16 protein-coding genes are annotated in these 19685 nt (G+C 64.0%); 10 read left to right on the top strand and 6 right to left on the bottom strand.

The genetic code is table 11. The features are described 5' to 3' along the window. Positions 1–111: 111 nt before the first annotated feature. Positions 112–2313 (bottom strand): caspase family protein, encoded by a 2202-nt coding sequence (locus O7A70_RS02195; protein ID WP_337138832.1) that lies wholly within the window; start codon positions 2311–2313, stop codon positions 112–114. A 244-nt stretch (positions 2314–2557) separates the two neighbouring features. On the opposite strand from O7A70_RS02195, the gene O7A70_RS02190 reads away from it, so the two are divergent. Then, complete coding sequence (locus tag O7A70_RS02190) at positions 2558–2962, top strand: Fur family transcriptional regulator (protein WP_027143071.1); 405 nt, start codon at positions 2558–2560, stop codon at positions 2960–2962. A gap of 143 nt (positions 2963–3105) precedes the next feature. On the opposite strand, the gene polA is transcribed toward O7A70_RS02190, so the two are convergent. Beyond that, positions 3106–6063, bottom strand: coding sequence for a DNA polymerase I (gene polA / locus O7A70_RS02185; RefSeq protein ID WP_337139026.1), 2958 nt, complete (start codon positions 6061–6063; stop codon positions 3106–3108). Between the two features lie 368 nt (positions 6064–6431). Here polA and O7A70_RS02180 point away from each other — a divergent pair, with 368 nt between their 5' ends. From O7A70_RS02180 to O7A70_RS02160, 5 genes are all read left to right on the top strand, one after another. Then, positions 6432–7886 (top strand): M20/M25/M40 family metallo-hydrolase, encoded by a 1455-nt coding sequence (locus O7A70_RS02180; protein ID WP_442921152.1) that lies wholly within the window; start codon positions 6432–6434, stop codon positions 7884–7886. A 149-nt stretch (positions 7887–8035) separates the two neighbouring features. Further along, positions 8036–8656, top strand: coding sequence for a ribonuclease D (locus O7A70_RS02175; RefSeq protein WP_337138830.1), 621 nt, complete (start codon positions 8036–8038; stop codon positions 8654–8656). Between the two features lie 40 nt (positions 8657–8696). Further along, positions 8697–8900, top strand: coding sequence for a hypothetical protein (locus tag O7A70_RS02170; protein WP_337138829.1), 204 nt, complete (start codon positions 8697–8699; stop codon positions 8898–8900). Positions 8901–9243: 343 nt separating this feature from the next. Further along, positions 9244–9453 carry a hypothetical protein gene (locus O7A70_RS02165; protein ID WP_027143066.1) on the top strand — a complete coding sequence of 70 codons (210 nt, stop codon included), beginning with the start codon at positions 9244–9246 and terminating at the stop codon, positions 9451–9453. Positions 9454–9668: 215 nt separating this feature from the next. Next, on the top strand, positions 9669–11936 hold the full coding sequence (locus tag O7A70_RS02160) for a transglycosylase domain-containing protein (RefSeq protein ID WP_337138828.1): 2268 nt from the start codon (positions 9669–9671) through the stop codon (positions 11934–11936). Here O7A70_RS02160 and O7A70_RS02155 read toward each other — a convergent pair. Next, entirely contained in the window at positions 11933–12298 is a 366-nt protein-coding gene (locus tag O7A70_RS02155) for a nuclear transport factor 2 family protein (protein WP_337138827.1), read from the bottom strand. The two genes, O7A70_RS02160 and O7A70_RS02155, sit on opposite strands and share 4 nt — an antisense overlap. A gap of 161 nt (positions 12299–12459) precedes the next feature. Between O7A70_RS02155 and O7A70_RS02150 the strand changes: the two genes are divergently transcribed. Beyond that, complete coding sequence (locus O7A70_RS02150; RefSeq protein ID WP_337138826.1) at positions 12460–13212, top strand: SDR family NAD(P)-dependent oxidoreductase; 753 nt, start codon at positions 12460–12462, stop codon at positions 13210–13212. Between the two features lie 27 nt (positions 13213–13239). Here O7A70_RS02150 and O7A70_RS02145 read toward each other — a convergent pair whose 3' ends face one another. Next, positions 13240–14160 (bottom strand): zinc-binding dehydrogenase, encoded by a 921-nt coding sequence (locus tag O7A70_RS02145; protein ID WP_337138825.1) that lies wholly within the window; start codon positions 14158–14160, stop codon positions 13240–13242. 95 nt (positions 14161–14255) lie between these two features. Between O7A70_RS02145 and O7A70_RS02140 the strand changes: the two genes are divergently transcribed. Next, positions 14256–15065, top strand: a complete 810-nt coding sequence (locus O7A70_RS02140; protein WP_337138824.1) for an AraC family transcriptional regulator — start codon at positions 14256–14258, stop codon at positions 15063–15065. Between the two features lie 27 nt (positions 15066–15092). Here the strand turns inward: O7A70_RS02140 and O7A70_RS02135 are convergent, their stop codons facing one another. Further along, positions 15093–16877 carry a cation:proton antiporter domain-containing protein gene (locus tag O7A70_RS02135; RefSeq protein WP_337138823.1) on the bottom strand — a complete coding sequence of 595 codons (1785 nt, stop codon included), beginning with the start codon at positions 16875–16877 and terminating at the stop codon, positions 15093–15095. A 206-nt stretch (positions 16878–17083) separates the two neighbouring features. Continuing rightward, complete coding sequence (locus O7A70_RS02130; protein WP_027143060.1) at positions 17084–17533, bottom strand: baeRF12 domain-containing protein; 450 nt, start codon at positions 17531–17533, stop codon at positions 17084–17086. Between the two features lie 381 nt (positions 17534–17914). On the opposite strand from O7A70_RS02130, the gene cysG reads away from it, so the two are divergent. Further along, positions 17915–19363: a siroheme synthase CysG gene (cysG, locus tag O7A70_RS02125; protein ID WP_337138822.1), complete on the top strand. Its 1449-nt coding sequence runs from the start codon at positions 17915–17917 to the stop codon at positions 19361–19363. Next, positions 19360–19653: a DUF2849 domain-containing protein gene (locus O7A70_RS02120; protein WP_337138821.1), complete on the top strand. Its 294-nt coding sequence runs from the start codon at positions 19360–19362 to the stop codon at positions 19651–19653. The genes cysG and O7A70_RS02120 overlap by 4 nt, the downstream gene beginning before the upstream one ends. The last annotated feature ends 32 nt before the right edge of the window (positions 19654–19685 follow it).

Here is a 19685-nt window from a genome sequence, read left to right as displayed (position 1 = left end):
CCACCCCATCCATTCCGTCCGGCCGTGTCGTCTCCCGACGCGGCGGCCAAAGTTTTTCACCCATCGTGCCGGCAGTGCAAGGCCTGGCAATGAACACCCGCGCCTGGATTCTCAGGCGCGCGGCACGGTCTCCATCGGGAAAATCATCACCGCTCCCTTCGGGCCGCTTTTGTCGACAAGCCGCATCACCGATCGGGTCGACGGCGCCATGCCGATATCGGCGAGCATGTCGGAGAAGCTGGCGGGGCCTATTCCGCGTGTCATCGACGCGACACCGTCCTGCGCCAGGAAGCTCAGATCCTCCTTTTCGCTTTCCGGCGGCGCCTCGGTCAGCACCGCGATCATCCGTTCCATTCCGAAGCTGGTGTCGGTGAAGGCAAGCAATCCCTCCTCGAGCGTGGCCTGCGGCGCCAGCCGCTCGGCAACGATGTGGGTGATCGAATAGTCGCTGCCGACATAGAGCACATTGATGTCGACCAGCTGGTCCGAGCTGTTCTTGGCCAGCACATGCACCTCGTCGCCAGGCGAAACGCGCGGCACCACCGAGGCCTGCAGCGGCTCCAGCCCGTCCTCGTCACGACGCTTGACCTGGAATTGTACGTCGACGTCCTCGGGCTTGTAGTCGGAGGCCGCCGCCAGCCTGGAAAGCCCGGTGGCCCGGAAGATGGTACGCAAATTCCTGGCCGTCGCATCGACGAGCTTCTGTCGGTCGTCGGGGTGGATGATGATCAGCGGCGGCCTGCCGCCATCCTTCAAGGTCACGTCGCCCGAGGCCGGCAGGAACCATAGGGCCGGCTTGTCGGTTGCGTTCTTATCGGCGCTGGCAATGGCATTCTCGCGCATCACCGCGAAGCGCAGCTCGGCGCTCTTGCCTGGATCGACCAGTTCGATGGTGAAGCCGGTCTCCCTGGCCGCGGACAGGTCGTCGAGAACCGAATTGACGAGTGCTGTTTCGGTCTCCAATCCCTTGGTCGCGGCCGGCCGTGCGACGGCGAGCTTGTAGTCGACGGCGATCTCCGCCACGCGGGCATAGGCATTGGCGGGAATATCGGCCATCTCGAGCGCGGGCTTCTTGTCGAACTCGACCGGCTTGACGCGGCTCTCCAGGTTCTTCGCCGATTCCACTTCGAGATAGCCGACCGCGTCGGACAGCGACGACAGCGCCGACGGCAGGATGGCGAGCTTGCTGCCGGGGGTGAGACGATGCAGCAGGCCGGCGCCGATCGACGCCTCGCCGTTCTTGACGATAACGGGCCACTGCATGACCGCATCCGTCCTGTCGGTGCCGAACACGCGCGCGTCGAGTTCGCCTTCGAACAGCGGAGTCGGCCGGGTGCGGCTGTCGGCCGAATATTGCTGAAGCACGGCCTGGCCGAGCTGCCGGTAGGTGACGTTGGGGTTTTCGGCGAGCTTCGACAGGATGGTGAAGGTGAACAGGCCGAAGCGCGGCGCATCGACCGTGCCCTTGGGCAGCGGCATCTCCGGTGTCGTCTCCACCGTCTGCGCGGCATAGAAGGCGACCAGTTTGCCCCTGGTGATCGGTTCGCCGCCAGTCGGCGTCAGGTTGAAGGCAGGCTTGCGCTGGCCATTCTCGTCAAGGCCGCGCGAGGCGCTCGCGACCGTGTCCTCATAGGTCTTGATAGCCGCCGCCCTGGCGGCCTCGTCGCCACCGACCAGGTCGGCGAACTCGACCTTGCGATCCAGCTCGTCGTCGACATCGACGGCGCGGGTCGCGGTGCCGGAATGGCAGCAGTCGAACACCGCCCAGACGAAGGCGCCCTTGTCGCGGATGGCATCGAGCGCGTCGCCGATCTCGTTGTCGACCAGCGCGTTCGGCACGCCGGCATCCCTGTTGATCCACCTCTCGATATCGACGGGCAGGAAAATCTCGTCGAGACCGTCGGTCTCGTCGCCCTTGACCCTCTCGGGCTGCTGGGCGCCGTGGCCGGACAGATGCAGGTAGACGAAGTCGTCACGCTGAACCTTGGCGGCGAGATCGGCCAGTGCCGTCTTGATCGCGGCATGGGTCGGCAAGCCTTGGGCGCCGGGAACGTCCTTGGCCAGCAGCGTGACGTTTTCCGGCGCGAAACGCACCGGATCGGGCACGTTCTTCAGCAGGTATTCGTGCACCAGGCCGGCATCGTTCTTCGGCCCGATCAGCCAGTTTCTCTGCGGCAAGGCCGGATATTCGGTGCAGGCCACGAGCAGCGCATGGTAGGTGCGCGACGCGGCAAGTGCCCGGAACGAAACCGTGCCGGCGGCCATCAACGCGGACGCGCCGACAAGCAGCGTCCGGCGTGTCAATTTGATCATATTGCTCCCCAAGCCCCGATCGAATTTCCCAAGCGAGACCATCCTCGTCGAGGATTTTGTCAGTATTTTGAATGTCGCTCCGTCATAAAGCCTGTCACCACCAATGTGCCGGCACGTCATCGATCGGCTCGGGACAGCAACAGAAGAGTAGCAAAGAAGGCCGTTCGTCGCTATCTGAATGGGATCAGGCCGTTTGCACGAGCAAACAGCCTATGGATGGCGCAGAGCAGGTTGGAACAGAACCATGGCGGCAAGGGATGTGCTGACGAAAAACCAGTTGTGCGTGCTCGAGAAACTCGAAACCGCCAGCGGGCCGCTCAGCGCCTACACCTTGCTCGACCAACTGCGCGAGCGCGGTTTTCGCGCGCCGCTACAGGTCTATCGCGCGCTCGACACGCTGGTGAAGTCGGGCTTCGTGCACCGGCTGGAAAGCATCAACTCCTTCGTCGCCTGCGCCGAGCCGCACGACCACAGCCACTCGATGACCGCTTTCGCCATTTGCGACAGCTGCGGGCAGGTGACCGAAATGTCCGACCACGACGTCGATCACCGGCTGAACGAATGGGTCAACTCGACTGGCTTCGCCGCCAAGAAGGCGGTGATCGAATTTCGCGGGACGTGCGCGAAGTGTTTGGCGCAAGCGGCCTGAGGGCATTCGCCAGAGCGGTTCAGCGATTGATAGAATCGCCGAACCGCTCTAACTCTTTGTTTTCACGCAATTTCCAAGGGAAAGCGCTAAGCGCTTTTCCCGGGAAAACCGCTACACACTTTTCCTGAAATTGCTCTGGCGCGTCAGTGCGCCTCGTCCCAATTGTTGGCGGCCCGCGCGTCGACATGCAGCGGCACCGACATCGAGACCGCCGGCATCGCCGCGTTTTCCATGACATGGCGCACGACCGGGATCGTCGCCTCGACTTCCGCCTCGACCGTCTCGAAGATCAGTTCGTCATGCACCTGCAGGAGCATGCGGGCGGACAGCCTGGCCTTGTCCAAGGCTTCCTCCATGCGGATCATGGCGCGGCGGATGATGTCGGCGGCGGTGCCTTGCAGGCGGGCGTTGATCGAGGCGCGCTCGTTGAAGGCCCGTAGCGACGGGTTCGACGACCTGATGTCGGGATAGTGGATGCGGCGGCCGAAGATCGTTTCGACAAAGCCGTGCTCGCGGGCATAGGCCTTGGTCTCCTCGATATAGTCGCGGATGCCGGGAAAGCGCTCGAAGTACTTCTTGATGTAGGCGCTCGCTTCCTCGCGCGGGATCGACAGCTGGTTGGCGAGGCCGAAAGCCGAGATGCCATAGATGATGCCGAAATTGATCGCCTTGGCACGGCGGCGCACCTCCGACGGCATGCCCTCCACGGGCACATTGAACATTTCAGACGCGGTGATGGCGTGGATGTCGGCGCCATCCGCAAAGGCCTGCCGCAGTTGCGGGATTTCGGCGACATGGGCGAGCACGCGCAGTTCGATCTGGCTGTAGTCGGCTGACACCAGCCGGTGGCTCTTGTCGGTGATGAAGGCGGTCCTGATCTTGCGCCCTTCAGCCGTGCGCACCGGAATGTTCTGCAGGTTCGGGTCGGAAGACGACAGCCGGCCGGTCGTCGTCGCGGCCAGCGCGTAGGAGGTGTGGACGCGCTTGGTTTCGGGATTGACGAAGCCCGGCAGCGCATCGGTGTAGGTCGATTTCAGCTTGGTCAGCTGGCGCCAGTCGACGATCTTGCGGGGCAGTTCGTGACCTTCGGCGGCAAGGTCTTCGAGCAGCTGCGCCGAGGTCGACCATTGGCCGGTCTTGGTCTTGGAGCCGCCGGGCAGGCCCATGCGGCCAAACAGGATATCACCGAGCTGCTTGGGCGAGCCGATGTTGATGCGCTCGCCGATGAGCAGGTAGATTTCCTCTTCGAGCCGGGCTGCACCTTGCGCCAGCTCGCCCGAAAGCCGCGACAGGATTTGCCGGTCGACCGAAATGCCGCGCTGTTCCATGCGCGCCAGCACCGGCACCAGCGGCCGCTCCAGGCGTTCATAGACCGAGACCAGGCCCTTGGCGGCAAGGCGGGGCTTCAGCACCAGCCACAGCCGCAACGTCACGTCGGCATCCTCGGCGGCGTGAGCCGTCGCCCTGTCGATGTCGACCTGATCGAAACCGACAGAGCTCTTGCCGGAACCGGTCACGTCCTTGAGCTGAAGGGGCCTATGGCCAAGCCATTTGTCGGCAAGGGCATCCATGCCGTGGCCGTGCGGAGTGCCGGCGTCGAGCACGTAGGAGATCAGCATGGTGTCGTCGAAGGGCGCGACATCGATGCCATAGCGGCTCATGATGACCAGGTCATACTTCAGGTTCTGCGCGATCTTCAGCACCGACCTGTCCTCAAGCAGCGGTTTCAGCACCGCCAGCGCCTCGCGAAGCGGTATCTGGTTTTCGAGCGCGCCGCCGCCGAGCAAGTCACCATTGCCGCTCTTGTGGGCGAAGGGAATGTAGCCGGCGCGGCCGGGCGCCGTGGCCATTGCCATGCCGATCAGTTCGGCCTGCATCGGATCGGTCGACGTCGCCCTGACGTCGAAGGCAGCGATACCGGCCTCCCGCGCCTCGGCGACCCAGGCTTTCAGCGTCGCGATATCGCGGATGCACTGATAGGCCGAGGTATCGATCTTGCGTGTCGCCGCGCCCTCCAGCCGCAATGCGGCCAGGAGGGAAGGGGTGTCACCCTGTTTTGGCCTCTCCGTCGTCTCGGCTTCAGCAGCCTGGCCAGGTTCGGAGCCCACCCCGTTTCGGGCAACGGGCGGTGTTCCGGCACCGACGTCGGGGCCATGTGCGTTATCGGCGCGTTCGACGGTCACCGCGACGGCCTGGACGTCGCCGGCCTCGGTGCTGGTCGCTTCCGCGACGCGGCGGGTCAGCGAGGTGAATTCCATGGTCTTGAGGAAGCCGATCAGCTTCGGCCCGTCGGGCGCATGCAGCACGAAATCGTCCAGCCCCTCGGCCACCGGCACGTCGTTCTTCAGCGTCACCAACTGGCGCGAGATGCGCGCCTTGTCGGCGTTGGCGATGATCGATTCCCGCCTTTTCTCCTGCTTGATCTCGCCGGCGCGGGCGAGCAATCCGTCGAGATCGCCGAACTGCTCGAGCAGTTGCGCCGCGGTCTTTGGCCCGATGCCGGGCACTCCAGGCACGTTGTCGACGGAGTCGCCGGTCAGCGCCTGCAGGTCGATCATCTTTTCCGGCGGCACGCCCCATTTCTCGACGACTTCGGGGATGCCGATCTGGCGATCCTTCATCGGGTCGTACATGCCGACTGTGTCGCCAACCAGCTGCATCAGATCCTTGTCGGAGGAGATGATGGTGGTGTCGCCACCGGCCTCGCAGGCCAGCCGGCAGTAAGTTGCTATGAGATCGTCGGCCTCGAAGCCTTCCATCTCGACGCAAGGCAGGTTGAACGCCCTGGTTGCCTGGCGGATCAGGCCGAATTGCGGAATCAGATCCTCGGGCGGCGCCGAACGGTTCGCCTTGTATTCGGGATAGAGGTCGTTGCGGAAGGTTTTCGAGGAATAGTCGAAAATGACGGCAAAATGCGTCGGCACAATGCCCACATCGGTGTTGCGGGCATCCTGCATCAGCTTCCACAGCATGTTGCAGAAGCCGGAAACGGCACCGACCGGCAGGCCGTCGGACTTGCGGGTCAGCGGCGGCAGTGCGTGATAGGCCCGGAAGATGTAGCCAGAGCCGTCAATGAGGAAGAGATGATCGCCTTTTTTCATGCCGGCAGGGATAGCGCGGCGCGATGGCTTGGTCCATGCCAAAGACATCGCCAGATATAGGTTCCGTCAACACCCTGACAGATCGGGACCCTGACAGATCGGGGTTATACAAGCCCGCTCACGGGCACGTTACAAAAGTGTAACGTTGATGCCCTTGAATCGCCATGTTCAGGGACCCAAATACAGTCCATCGGCAGTTTTCGCCGAAGTCCGGAGCAAGGCCCGTCCCCCGCCTATACCGGACAATTGCGGCAGCCTATCCCCCCTCTCCGGGCTGCCGCATCGTTTCGAGTAAAAGGCCGCCGTGGTTCCCCCTCCACCACGGCGGCATTTTTTTGCCCGCGGCGACCGTCCCGGGCCGTGGTCCAATCGTCCCGGGCTTTTCGTTTCGCCGCTCTGCCTTTACGGTTCCGGCACTGAATCGAAAGGCTATGCAAATGTCCGCAGTTTCCCCTGTCCTCGACCGTCTCGACCAGAACCTCGACCAGAGCCTAGAACGGCTCTTCGGCCTGCTCGGGATCAAGTCGATCTCCACTGATCCAGCCTATGCCGCCGACTGCCGCAAGGCGGCGGAATGGCTGGTGGCGGAACTCAAGCTGATCGGCTTCGACGCCAGCGTGCGCGACACGCCCGGGCACCCAATGGTGGTTGCGCATCACGACGGGCCGGCGGGCGCGCCGCATGTGCTGTTCTACGGCCATTATGACGTGCAGCCGGTCGACCCGATCGAGCTGTGGGAAAACGATCCCTTCGCCCCGGCGATCAAGGAGGTTGCACCTGGTCACAAAATCATCACCGGGCGCGGCTCGGCCGACGACAAGGGTCAGCTGATGACTTTCGTCGAGGCATGCCGTGCCTGGAAACAGGTGCATGGTGGTCTGCCGTGCCGCGTCACCATCCTGTTCGAAGGCGAGGAGGAATCGGGGTCGCCCTCGCTGAAGCCGTTCCTCGAGGCCAATGCCGAGGAGCTCAAGGCCGACTTCGCGCTGGTCTGCGATACCAGCATGTGGGACCGCGACACGCCGTCGATCTGCGTCGGGCTGCGCGGTCTGGTCGGCGAGGAGATCACGGTTAAGGCCGCCGACCGCGACCTGCATTCGGGCCTCTATGGCGGCGCTGCCGCGAACCCGATCCGCATCCTGGCCAGGGTGCTGGCCGACATCCACGACAAGGACGGCCATATCACCATTCCGGGCTTCTATGACGGTGTCGAGGAAACGCCCTCGCAGGTGCTGAAATCATGGGAGACGCTGGGCGAGACGGCCGAGACCTTCCTCGGACCTGTCGGCCTGTCGATCCCGTCGGGCGAAAAAGGCCGATCGGTACTGGAACTGACCTGGGCGCGGCCCACCGCCGAGTTCAACGGCATCATCGGCGGCTATACCGGCAAGGGTTTCAAGACGGTGATCGCCGCGGAAGCCTCGGCAAAGGTGTCTTTCCGCCTCGTCCACAAGCAGGATCCGAGGAAAATCCGCGCGGCTTTCCAGAAATTCGTCAAGGAGCGCATCCCGGCCGATTGCTCGGTCGAATTCCACGCCCATGGCGGTTCACCGGCAATCCAGCTCTCCTACGACTCGCCGTTCCTGGCCAAGGCCAAGACCGCGCTTTCCGACGAATGGCCAAAGCCCGCGGTGACGACCGGCAGCGGCGGCTCCATTCCGGTGGTGGGCGACTTCCAGACCTATCTCGGCATGGAATCGCTGCTGGTCGGCTTCGGCCTCGACGACGACCGCATCCACTCGCCCAACGAGAAATACGAACTCAGCTCCTTCCACAAGGGCCAGCGCTCCTGGGCGCGCATTCTGGACGCGCTGACACGGTAAGGTGGACAACCCTGGACGGCGGAAAATCAACTTTCTGTTGATTTTTCCGCCGATCACGGCGAGGACGGGTCGACAGCGCAATATGTTGGAGCGCGTGTGCGCTTCTTCGATGGATGCGCGACGCCGAAGGCCGCGACCCGGAGAAGACGATGAGCGATATCCGCTTCCATAAAAACGATCTGCCTGACCTCTCCCGCTACGATGTCGCTGCGGTGGCCATCGATACGGAAACGCTCGGCCTCAACCCCCACCGTGACCGGCTCTGCGTGGTGCAGATTTCGCCTGGCGACGGCAGTGCCGATGTCATCCAGATCGCGCCGGGGCAGAAGGAAGCACCGAACCTGGTCAAGCTGCTGGGAAACGACAGCGTGACCAAGCTGTTCCACTACGGTCGCTTCGACCTCGCCGTGCTCTACCATGCGTTTGGCGTGATGGCCGAGCCGGTGTTCTGCACCAAGATCGCGTCGCGGCTGACGCGCACCTACACCGACCGGCACGGGCTGAAGGACATCTGTTTCGAGCTTCTCGGCGTCGGCCTGTCCAAGGCGCAGCAATCGTCGGATTGGGCGGCCGAAACGTTGTCGCCCGAGCAGCTCGAATACGCGGCCTCGGACGTGCTCTATCTGCATCGGTTGCGCGATGTGCTGGCCGGGCGGCTGGCGCGCGAGGGGCGCACGAAGGAGGCAGACGCCTGTTTCCGCTTTCTGCCGACGCGGGCCAAGCTTGACCTGATAGGCTGGGACGAAGAGGATATCTTCGCTCACAGCTGATGGCCTCGTGGCGATCTACCGGCTGGAAGAAGGGGATGAGATGGCGGACAGAAAGCCGATATCGACCGCGCCGACCGACGGCTCCAAGATCACCGTCACCTGGAAGGACAGCGATGGCGTCCTCAATGAATCCATCGCGCAATACCGCGACGACGGCTGGTGGGTCTACATCGACAGCCACACGCAAAAGAAGGTCGAGCCAACCAGCTGGCGGCCCGCCGCCGGCGACGACGACGACCAATGAGCGCGCCGCTGGCTGGGCGCTTTCGCATAGCCTGACGCCATTGAAATCGGGGCCGATTCGGAGCCTTTCGCTCCGTGCGCCTGCTCGAAGAATCAAGCGCGAGCGTCTCGTCGCCTTGCTACGGCAGGCTGGTGATCCCGGCTAACCGGATGTGAAATTCGAGCGGATTATGAAGAGACCCGGGTTGGGCCGTCAGCCTGCATCGCATCCTGGCGGCAGAGGCCTTCATACCCTTCTTGATCACCCTGCGCGCTTCATCGGCGTCCTGGGGTCCGGGTTTGCTCTGAATGGAACTCCAAGGCGAAATGAATGTTCCATAAGACAGGCGGAGGATGTTTCAGGCATGACAACGGCTTCTCTGCACTTGCTCAAGGGGGTGGGTTATCTGATTTCCACCGCCAGTGTCGTCCTGCTGGCCATAGTCAGTTGGTCGAGCGCTTCAAAAAGCCCGCTGCTGGTCGTCTGCCTGCTTGTCGGCGCCGCCGCGTCGGTCATGGGTATGTTCTGCCGGTGGCTGAGCTACGAGATAGAAAAACGCCAAGGCCACAAATGAGGGCTCGCCACGAGCGTTCGGACGCCGACGGTGCTTCGGGTACGCGGAGCCTGTCACATCCGTCGCGCTGCGCGACGCTGGCAATGGATAACAGATTAACAAATTCCTAACGGAATTCAGACGCTTGCCCGAACCTCTGCTTAACCCGCCCTTAAATCGCCGCATCTACTCTTCAACCCGAGCGCCATTGGCACCGGGGACATCAAGCGCAGCGCATGGCGAACCGCAGAGACAGTCGCATCGAGCCCAGCTTCGAGGGACCGCCACGGGCGAAATCCCAGACGGGTCTTTCGGTGAGCGAGGAGGACCGCGTCGTGCCGAGCAATCGCAAAGCCTCCGCCAAACGCAAATCATCGAAGGGGAAATCGTCGCGGGGGAGGCGCGGAGGGAGTGGACGCGGCCTGTTCGGCGTGCTCGGCCGGCTGGTCTACTGGTGTTTCGTGCTCGCCATATGGGGCGGCATCGCGGTGGCGGGCGTCGTTATCTACTACGGCGCCAAGATGCCCGCGGCGACGACCTGGTCGATCCCCGACCGTGCGCCCAACATCAAGATCGTCTCGGCCGACGGGCAGCTGCTGGCCAATCGCGGCATGAGCGGCGGCGAAGCGGTCGGCCTGCACGAAATGTCGCCTTATATTCCCGAGGCGGTGATCGCCATCGAGGACCGCCGCTTCTATTCGCATTTCGGCGTCGATCCGATCGGCCTGTCGCGCGCCATGGTGACCAACCTCATCGGCGGGCACTTCTCGCAAGGTGGTTCGACGCTGACGCAGCAATTGGCCAAGAACCTGTTCCTGAAGCCCGACCGCACGCTGGAACGCAAGGTGCAGGAGGTGCTGCTGGCGCTGTGGCTGGAGCACAAGCACACCAAGGACCAGATCCTCGAAATGTACCTCAACCGGGTCTATTTCGGCTCCGGAGCCTATGGTGTCGAAGCGGCCTCGCGCCGTTATTTCGGCAAGAGCGCGCGCGATGTCACCTTGTCGGAAGCGGCACTCCTGGCTGGCCTGCTGAAGGCGCCGTCGCGACTATCGCCGGCGCGTGATCCCAAGGCCGCCGAGGAGCGCTCGCAGCTGGTGCTCGCCGCCATGCGCGAGGAGGGCAAGATCAGCGAGAAAGAGCTGAAGACGGCGCTGAGCGCACCGGCGACACGCTCGCCATCCTACTGGACCGGCTCGGAAAATTACGTCGCCGACACCATCATGGAAGAATTGCCCGACCTGATCGGCGATGTGCGCGGCGACATCGTCATCGATTCTACCGTAGACCTGAACCTGCAGAAACTCGCCGAACAGTCGATCCGCCGGCTGATCGACGACAGCGGCAAGAAGCTCAACGTCACCCAGGGCGCGCTGGTGTCGATCGACGATTCCGGCGCGGTGCGCGCCATGGTCGGCGGCTATGACTATTCGACCAGCCAGTTCGACCGCGCCTCCGAGGCGCGCCGGCAGCCGGGCTCGGCGTTCAAGCCGTTCGTCTACATGGCTGCGCTCGAGGCCGGCCGCACGCCCGACAGCATCCGCAACGACGCACCGATCAAGATCGGCAACTGGACACCCGACAATTACGGCGGCAAGTACTTTGGCAGGGTCACCTTGGCGACGGCGCTGGCCAAGTCGCTCAACTCGGTTGCCGCGCAGTTGACCATGGAAGTCGGGCCGAACGCGGTGGTGGAAGCCGCGCACCGCATGGGTATCCAGTCCGACCTGCTGGCCAACACCTCGATCGCGCTCGGCACCTCGGAAGTGACCCCGCTGGAACTGACCTCGGCCTATGTGCCCTTCGCCAATGGCGGCTACAAGCCCGACATTCATTTCATCCGCCGCGTCACGACATCCGACGGCAAGGTGCTCTATGACAGCGCTGGCGGCAGCGCACCGCGCGTGATCAAGCCCGAGATCGTTGGCATGATGAATTCGATGATGACCGGGACGGTCGAGGTCGGCACCGCCAAGAAGGCGGCCTTCGCCTGGCCGTCGGCCGGCAAGACCGGCACCAGCCAGAATTCGCGTGATGCATGGTTCGTCGGCTACACCGCCAATCTGACCACCGGCGTGTGGTTCGGCAATGATGACGGCACGGCGATGAAGAAGGTTACCGGCGGCGCGCTGCCGGCGCAGGCCTGGCACGAATTCATGGTCGCCGCGCATGAGGGCGTGCCGGTGCGGCCGCTGCCCGGCACCTGGAAGTCGACGCCGGCGGACACCATCGTGCCCGACGACATTCCCTCGGCCGACAACAACCAACCGGCACCGGTTCCCTCGGCTTCGGTTGGACAGCAGGCGCCGGCCGCGCAGGCGGCGGCACCGTCGGCGCCCGTCCGTGCGGCGCGGCCAGCCCAGACCGTCGATGCCGATGGCTTCAACATGCCGGCGGATGGCGGCACCACGGCTTCGGTCGGGCACCCGGTGCCGCCAGGCAGCGTCGGCGGCCGGCTCAAGAAGCGGCAGACCTCGATCCTGGATATTCTTGGCGGCGGCTAGTTGGCTCGCGGCCTGGCACTGCCCAGTTTCTTGCTGTCAAAGGTCAGCTTGTCGCTGTGGATCTTTCCATCACTGACGATGAGATGCTTGGCGCAGGACAGCGCCCCCGAGGACTTCGTCATCAGGTCGTACATCAACAGCGCCTGGTGGTCGTCGCCGAAGGCGGCGATCATGCGCACACCGGTCACATCCTCGGAGAGCTTCGTAAGCCCCTTCAAATAAGGATCCTTGCCGGTAGATTGCTGCATCGGCCCGTCGAAAACGACATCGTCGGCAATGTAGGACGCCGCCTTTTCGAGGTCGTGGCTCGTCCATGCCCTGGTGAAGGCGGTTGCAATGTCGAGGGGAGCTGGCTGTGCCATGGCGTTCTCCTGATGGATTGGTGTGACCCCCCCGATCGTGTGACTGTCGAAACCAACGGCAAGCCGGTGTTTCAGGTTCCTCATATCGGGCCTATGGTGACATTTCGGCCTCTCGCCACCCCGGCGGCGTTCGGCTACATGTCCAGCCCGGAGACCGCGACATGACCGAGACAGACACCAGAAAAACCATCGTGCTGACCGGCGCCAGCCGGGGCATTGGCCATGCCACGGTGAAGCGCTTTTCGCGCGAAGGCTGGCGCGTCATCACCTGCTCGCGCCAGGCCTTTGCCGAGGACTGCCCGTGGCCGGCCGGTCCAGAGGACCACATCAAGGTCGATCTCGCCGATCAGGAAGATGTCGGTATTGCGGTGTCGGAAATCCGTCATCGGCTCGAAGCGCATGGCGGGCAGTTGCACGCGCTGGTCAACAATGCCGGCATTTCGCCCAAGCTCAGCGATGGCAACAGCCGAATGGACTCGATCGACACGCCGATGCATGTCTGGCGCGACGTGTTCCAGGTCAATTTCTTCGCGCCGATCATGCTGGCGCGCGGCCTGTTCAAGGAATTGGCGGCGGCCAAGGGCTCGATCGTCAACGTCACCTCGATCGCCGGCACCCGCGTGCATCCCTTCGCCGGCACCGCCTATGCGACGTCGAAGGCCGCACTCGGCTCGCTGACGCGCGAGATGGCGCATGATTTCGGCCCGCACGGCATCCGCGTCAACGCCATCGCGCCGGGCGAGATCGACACCGCGATCCTGTCGCCGGGCACGGAAAAGATCGTCGAGACCATTCCGCTGCGGCGCCTGGGCACCACGGCGGAGGTCGCCGACATCATCTTTTTCCTGTGCTCCGGGCAGGCGTCCTATGTGACCGGCTCGGAAATCCACATCAATGGCGGCCAGCACGTATGAACTGGTCGACTTCAGGCTAGGGCCGGCTCACCCGCCTATGGTGACGACAGCCTTGCCACTGAAGCTGCGCTGTCGCAGTGCGTCCAGGGCTTGGCCGATGTCCGTCCATGGCAGGGTCAAGGCAATGCGGGTGTCCAGCCGACCAGCGGCGACCAGGGCGAGCAGCGCGGCGATGTCAGCGCCGATGGCTGAACCGGACGTGTAGTAGGCGAACGTCTGAAGCCTCGCCCCTTCGTGACCCGGAACGAACTGACGGAACCCCACGGGCGTGAGTTCACCGCTGCTCGAGCCGAACATGACGATTGTGCCGGCAGGGGCGACGCGTTCGATCGCGTGTGCGAGGCTTTCGCCGCCGACCGACTCGGTGATCAGCGAAAACGGCCCCTCGGCCTGCTCGATCGACTCCACGATCTGCTCGGCTCCGAGTTCACGCAAATCCTCGTGGTGCCTGGCGGCGGCGATGGCGGTCACCGACGCGCCCTGCTCGCGGGCGATCTGGATCTGGAAGCGACCGACGGCACCGCTTGCACCGGTGATCAGGACCTTTAGGCCGGCCAGGTCACCGCCGTGGCGCAAAGTCCTGAGCGCCGTCGTGCCGGCGACCGGAAGCGTGGCTGCCGAGACGAAGCTGACCTCATCCGGCAGGACGGCGAGACGGTCTGTTGAAACGGCGACCCGTTCAGACCAGCCGGCCTGGTCGACCAAAGCCGCGACCCTGGTGCCCGTGATCGGCCCGGAGCCATCGGCGGCCGCGCGTTCGACAATCCCGACGATGTCCTGGCCGGGTGTCCAGCCGTTCGGACGGATGGTGAGCAAGCGCAGTTCACCCCGGTTCAACGAGGTTGCGTGGACCGAGACGAGCGCCTCGTCCGCGAGGGGCCGAGGTTCTTCGACCTCGGCTAACCTCAATCCCGTGGCGCTGTCGGAAGATATGACTAAGGCGAGCATGGGTGCGTACCTTCTTGCTGGAGGCCGGAACTTATCGGCTTCCCTGCTTGAAGAATTTAGCTATCATGGCATTTAATCGCTAAAAGCAGTCAATCATGAGACAGCCTCTTCGCTACCCATGGGTCAATTTCGATGTCGATGACGTGCTGGCGCCAGCCATCGCCGTACGTGTCGACGTCACCGAGACCAGAGCGGAGGTGCCCGCCCATTGGCACCGCAAAGGCCAGCTCGTCTTTGCGCTCGGAGGCGGCGTCACATGCCGCGTTCCGAGCGGCCTTTGGATGGTGCCGCCGCATTGCGGCGTATGGATCCCCGGCGGCATGGAGCACAGCAACATCGCGACGGCCAACGCGCGGATCTTCTTCGTCTATATTGAGCCGGGAGCCGCCGAATTGCCGGACCGGTGCTGCACGCTTTCGATCTCGCCGCTGCTGCGCGAACTGATCGTCGATCTGTCCGACAGCGTGCAGGACGACCAGGCAAGGGATGAGCTCCTGACCAGGACCCTGCTTGCAGAACTGCCGCGCATGCCTGTGCAGCAGCTGCATCTGCCGATTTCATCCGAGCCGCGCTTGAGGCGGATCGCCGAGGCGCTGGCGCAAGACCCTGCCGATCGCAGTACGCTGGCACAATGGGCCAACCGCGTCGCGCTCAGCGAAAGCAGTCTGGCGCGTCTCGTCGTCAATGAGACTGGCTTGAGCTTCGGGCGCTGGCGCCAGCAATTGCACCTGATCGTTGCCATTCGGGAGCTGGCGTCCGGTGCCAGCGTGCAGCAAGTCTCGGGCGACCTCGGCTATAGCTCGGTTACCGCCTTCATCACCATGTTCAAGAAGGCGCTTGGCAAGCCCCCGGCAAAATATCTCGGCGGTGTCGCGCAAAATGGCGGCTCGGCATTCGTGGCATGATTGAACGCGCCTGTGGGTAGCGTCGACTCAGGCAGCGGACGGTTCAGAAACCCGCGGCTTGTGGCCAAGCACCTCTTCGACAATGCCGCGCGCGATCTCGCGTTCGTCCATGATCACGGTATCGGCGCCGAGTCCCTTCAGATGCTCGACCTCGGCGTCGGAATGGGCGCGGGCGATGACATTGATGTTGGGATTGGCGGCGCGTGCCCGCAGCACGATCTGGCCGGCCTCAAAGGCGTTGGGGATGGCAAGGATCAGCCGCTTTGCGCCTTCAGGATTGGCCGCGGCGAACACTTCGGCATTGGCGGCATTACCGGCGATGGTTTCGATGCCGTCTGCTTTCAGCCTCGCCAGCGTCTTATCGGCATCCTCGATGACGAGGAAAGGCTGTGCCGCTTCCTTCAGCGCGGCACCGACGAGGCCACCGACCTGGCCATAGCCGATCAGGATGGCATGACCGGCAAGCGTCGTCGGCGGCGGCGGGCCGTCTTCCTTGCTCGACGTTGCGGCGACCGAGGCCACCTGGCCCGGTTCCGTCGCCGGGCCGACCGGCTTGGTGTCCGCTGGTGGCGCCGTCCTGATGGCGCGGGCCTCCAGCCACGGCTTCATCCAGTCGATAACCAGAAACATCAACGGGTTGAGCACGATCGACAGGATGGCGCCGGCCAGGATCAGATCGCGGCCTTGCTCGGGCAGAAGTTTCAGCCCGACGCCGAGTTCGGCCAGGATGAAGGAGAACTCGCCGATCTGGGCAAGGCTGGCCGAAATCATCAAGGCCGTGGCCAGGGGATAGCCGAAGGCTACGACGATCACGAACGCCGCCAGCGACTTGCCGATGACAATGATGGCCAGCGTCGCCAGGATCGGCAGGCCGTTGCTGATCAGGCTGAACGGATCGAACAGCATGCCGACGGAGACGAAGAACAGCACCGAGAAGGCATCGCGCAACGGCAGCGATTCTTCGGCCGCGCGGTGGCTGAGCTCGGATTCGCTCATGATCATGCCGGCGAAGAACGCGCCCAGCGCCAGCGAGACGCCGAACAGTTTTGCCGCGCCGAAGGCGACGCCGAGCGCAATGGCGAGCACCGAGAGACGGAACAGTTCGCGCGACCCGGTATGGGCAACGTAGTGCAGGATCCAGGGAATGACCCGGCGGCCGACCACCAGCATGACCACCACGAAGGCGGCGACCTTGGCCAGCGTGATGCCCACGACACCCCATATGCCGTAGCTGGCCGGCAGCGACAGCAGGTCGCCCGAATGGGCATTGGCGTGTTCCTGGCCGCCGAGTACGCCGGCAAGCGCCGGCAGCAACACCAGCGCCAGCACCATGGCCAGGTCCTCGACGATCAGCCAGCCGACGGCGATGCGGCCGCGCTCGGTCTCGATCAGGCGGCGTTCCTGAAGCGCGCGCAGCAGCACAACGGTCGAGGCGACCGACAGCGCCAGGCCGAACACCACGCCCGCGCCCATCGACCAGCCGAGCATCCAGGACAGCCCGGCGCCGAGCGCGGTGGCAAAGCCAATCTGAACGATGGCGCCAGGCACGGCGATAGCACGGACCGACAGAAGGTCCTTGAGCGAGAAATGCAGGCCGACACCGAACATCAGGAGAATGACGCCGATTTCGGCCAATTCGTTGGCAAGCCCTGCATCGGCGACGAAACCGGGCGTGTTCGGGCCGACTAGAACGCCGGCTACGAGATAGCCGACCAATGGGGGAACACGGAAGCGATTGGCGAGAGCGCCGAAGACAAAAGCCAGCCCCAGACCGGCGACGATGGTGGCGATAAGGGGCGTGTCATGCGGCATTGTCTATGGAGCGCCTTTCAAGCTAGCGATGTCGGATATGCGGCGCCCGAGAGCCGTCGCCTGTTTCGCAATATGGTGGAAGGGGCAACGGTGATGCAACCCGCAAGGTGCGAAAAGCGACGGCGCGGCGACAAAATGCCGGACCGGCGACCGGGATGTCGCCGATCTGTTTGAGCTCGCGATGGCATTCGCCTTGTTGCCGGCGATCAGGCTGCCTGCAACAGGGCCTCGATCTCGGGGATGCCGTGGTTGGTCATGGTCTTCGGGATTTCGGCCGTCACCTTGTCACCAACCTCCTTATGCAGCTTCTTGCGCATGGCGCCGAGCACCACTGGTGGGGCGACAAGCACGATGCTGTCGAACTCGCCGTCATGGGCAAGCTTGTAGAGCCGGGCGGCAATCTCCTCGGCGAAGCGTTCCTTGCCGATGCGGTGCCAGTCGGTCTCCTCGACCGCGCTGCGGTGCACGGATGGGCCGTCATTGTAGCGGCCGGGGCTGTCGCTTCCCTGTTCGCGTGTGGGCGGGTTTTCCTGTTCCATCAGATGCACGACTTCAAGGTTGGGAAACTTGGTGTCGCCGACGTTCTTGAGCAGGAGCGCCTTTTCACCGTCTGCCACCAGAACCCAAATGCCATGCTTCAGTTTGATCGTGTTCATGAGGACGCTCCTTGTTGAGTGGTGGCTATACCGGGAACGCGTTTCAGCCCGTCAACGTTCCAACCCACGCGGCGGACCGAACAGCCGTGCAGGCCGGGCGCTGAACATGAAATCGCCACCGGACGGCGTTAATCTACTAAATTGATAGAAATTAGAAAAAACTGTTTTGCGGGACAGGTCGCCGGCAGCTAAAAGCGCCTGAAATCAGGGCCGATTTCGGCGACCCGGCGTGCCCATGGGCATGGGCGTGGAATATTTTTCTCCTGCCCTTCGCGGTTGCGAAAAAGCGATTGCCTGCCATCACCGGATGCGCGAGTGCTTTGCTTCTGCTTTTTTACGCCTCGGCGTAAAACTGCGAAACTGTTCCGGATCGCTATTATCATGCCGCAAGCCACCACCAAGCTCAACGCCTTTCCCGTCTTCATGCGGGTCGAGGGCGAAGCCGTGGCCATTGTCGGCGGCGGCGAGGAGGCTCTGGCCAAGGCGCGGCTGATTGCCCAGTCGAGTGCCGTTCTGCACATCATCGCCAGAGATGCCGAGCCGGAGTTGTTGACCTTCATCGCCGAAGCCGGCGCGAAGCATGTGGCCGCCGCGTATGATGCCTCGCAGCTCGAAGGCGCCGTGATGGTATTTGCCGCCAGCGGCGACGAAGCGCTCGATCGTCGCGTAGCCGCCGACGCGCGCCGGCTGGGCATTCCCGTCAATGCCGTCGACCGGCCGGATCTCTGCGATTTCTTCACTCCGGCGCTGGTCAACCGCGCACCGGTCGCCATTGCCATCGGCACCGAAGGTGCAGGTCCGGTGCTGGCACAGATCCTGCGCGGCCGCATCGACCGCATGCTGTCGCCGTCGCTTGGCGCGCTGGCGGCGCTTGCAATGTCGTTCCGCAATGCCGCCGAGAGATTACCCCGGGGCAATGTGCGCCGCCGTTTCTGGAGTGACTTCTTCGGCGGAGCGCCGGCCCGCGCCGTCGAGGCCGGCGATTTTTCGCAGGCGCACGAAGCCGCCACCGATCTGCTGTTGTCCGACGCGCCCGTTTGCGGCCACATCGCCCTGGTGGGCGCCGGTCCCGGCGCCGAGGACCTCCTCACCCTGCGGGCGCATCGCCTGCTGATGGAGGCCGACGTCATCGTCCATGACGCGCTGGTGCCGGAGGCGGTCGTCGCCATGGGCCGCCGCGATGCCGAGCGCCTGCCGGTCGGAAAGCGCAAGGGCTGCCATACCAAGAGCCAAGCCGAAATCAATGCGTTGCTGGTGGAGCTTGGCCGTGAGGGCAAGCGCGTCGTGCGGCTGAAATCGGGCGATCCGCTGGTGTTCGGCCGCGCCGGCGAGGAGATGGCAGCACTTCGCGACGCCGGCATCGCCTATGAGGTGGTTCCAGGCGTCACCGCGGCCTTCGCCGCTGCCGCCGATTTCGAACTGCCGCTGACGCTGCGCGGCGTGTCGTCGTCGATGGTGTTCACCACCGGCCACGACCTCAAGGGCAATTCGTTGCCGGATTGGGCCAAGCTCGCCATTTCCGGCGCTACCGTCGCCGTCTACATGGGCCGCTCGGTCGCCGCCGAAGTTGCCGGCCGGCTGATCGAGGCCGGTCTGTCGCCGGACACGGCGGTCGCGGTGGTCGAAAATGCCAGCCTGACCAATCGCCGACGCTTCCACGGCACGCTTGCCGACCTGCCGTCGCTGGAGGCGCGCGCCGATCTGTCGGGCCCGGTCATGACCATCATCGGCGACGCCGTCGCCGGCGCCAATTTCGAGCGGTCCGAGCCGCTCGCGGCACACAGGCATGAGAGTGCGCCCGTAGCGGCCGCCGAGGGAGTTCAGCCATGAAGATACTGACCGCCAATCGCCTCGGCGACGGCATTGCCGTCTGGTACGCCGATGGCGGCTGGGCCGAGACGGTGGACCACGCAGACCTTGCCCATGACAAAGCGGCAGAGGATCGGCTGGAGGCGATCGGCGCCAAGGCCCACGCCGACAATGAAGTGGTCGACGTCAATCTGATCGACGCGGAAGTCGTCGACGGCATTGTCGAGCCGGTGCGGCTGCGCGAGAAGATCCGCGCCGCCGGTCCCACCATCCGCAACGATCTCGGCAAGCAGGCTGCGCGGGCAGCCTAACCAGCCACGGGCGGACGCGCCCTGAAAGACGA

The sequence above is a fragment of the Mesorhizobium sp. Cs1299R1N1 genome (genome assembly GCF_037179655.1).
GTDB lineage: Bacteria > Pseudomonadota > Alphaproteobacteria > Rhizobiales > Rhizobiaceae > Mesorhizobium > Mesorhizobium salmacidum.
This window is presented reverse-complemented; position numbering and strand designations above follow the sequence as displayed.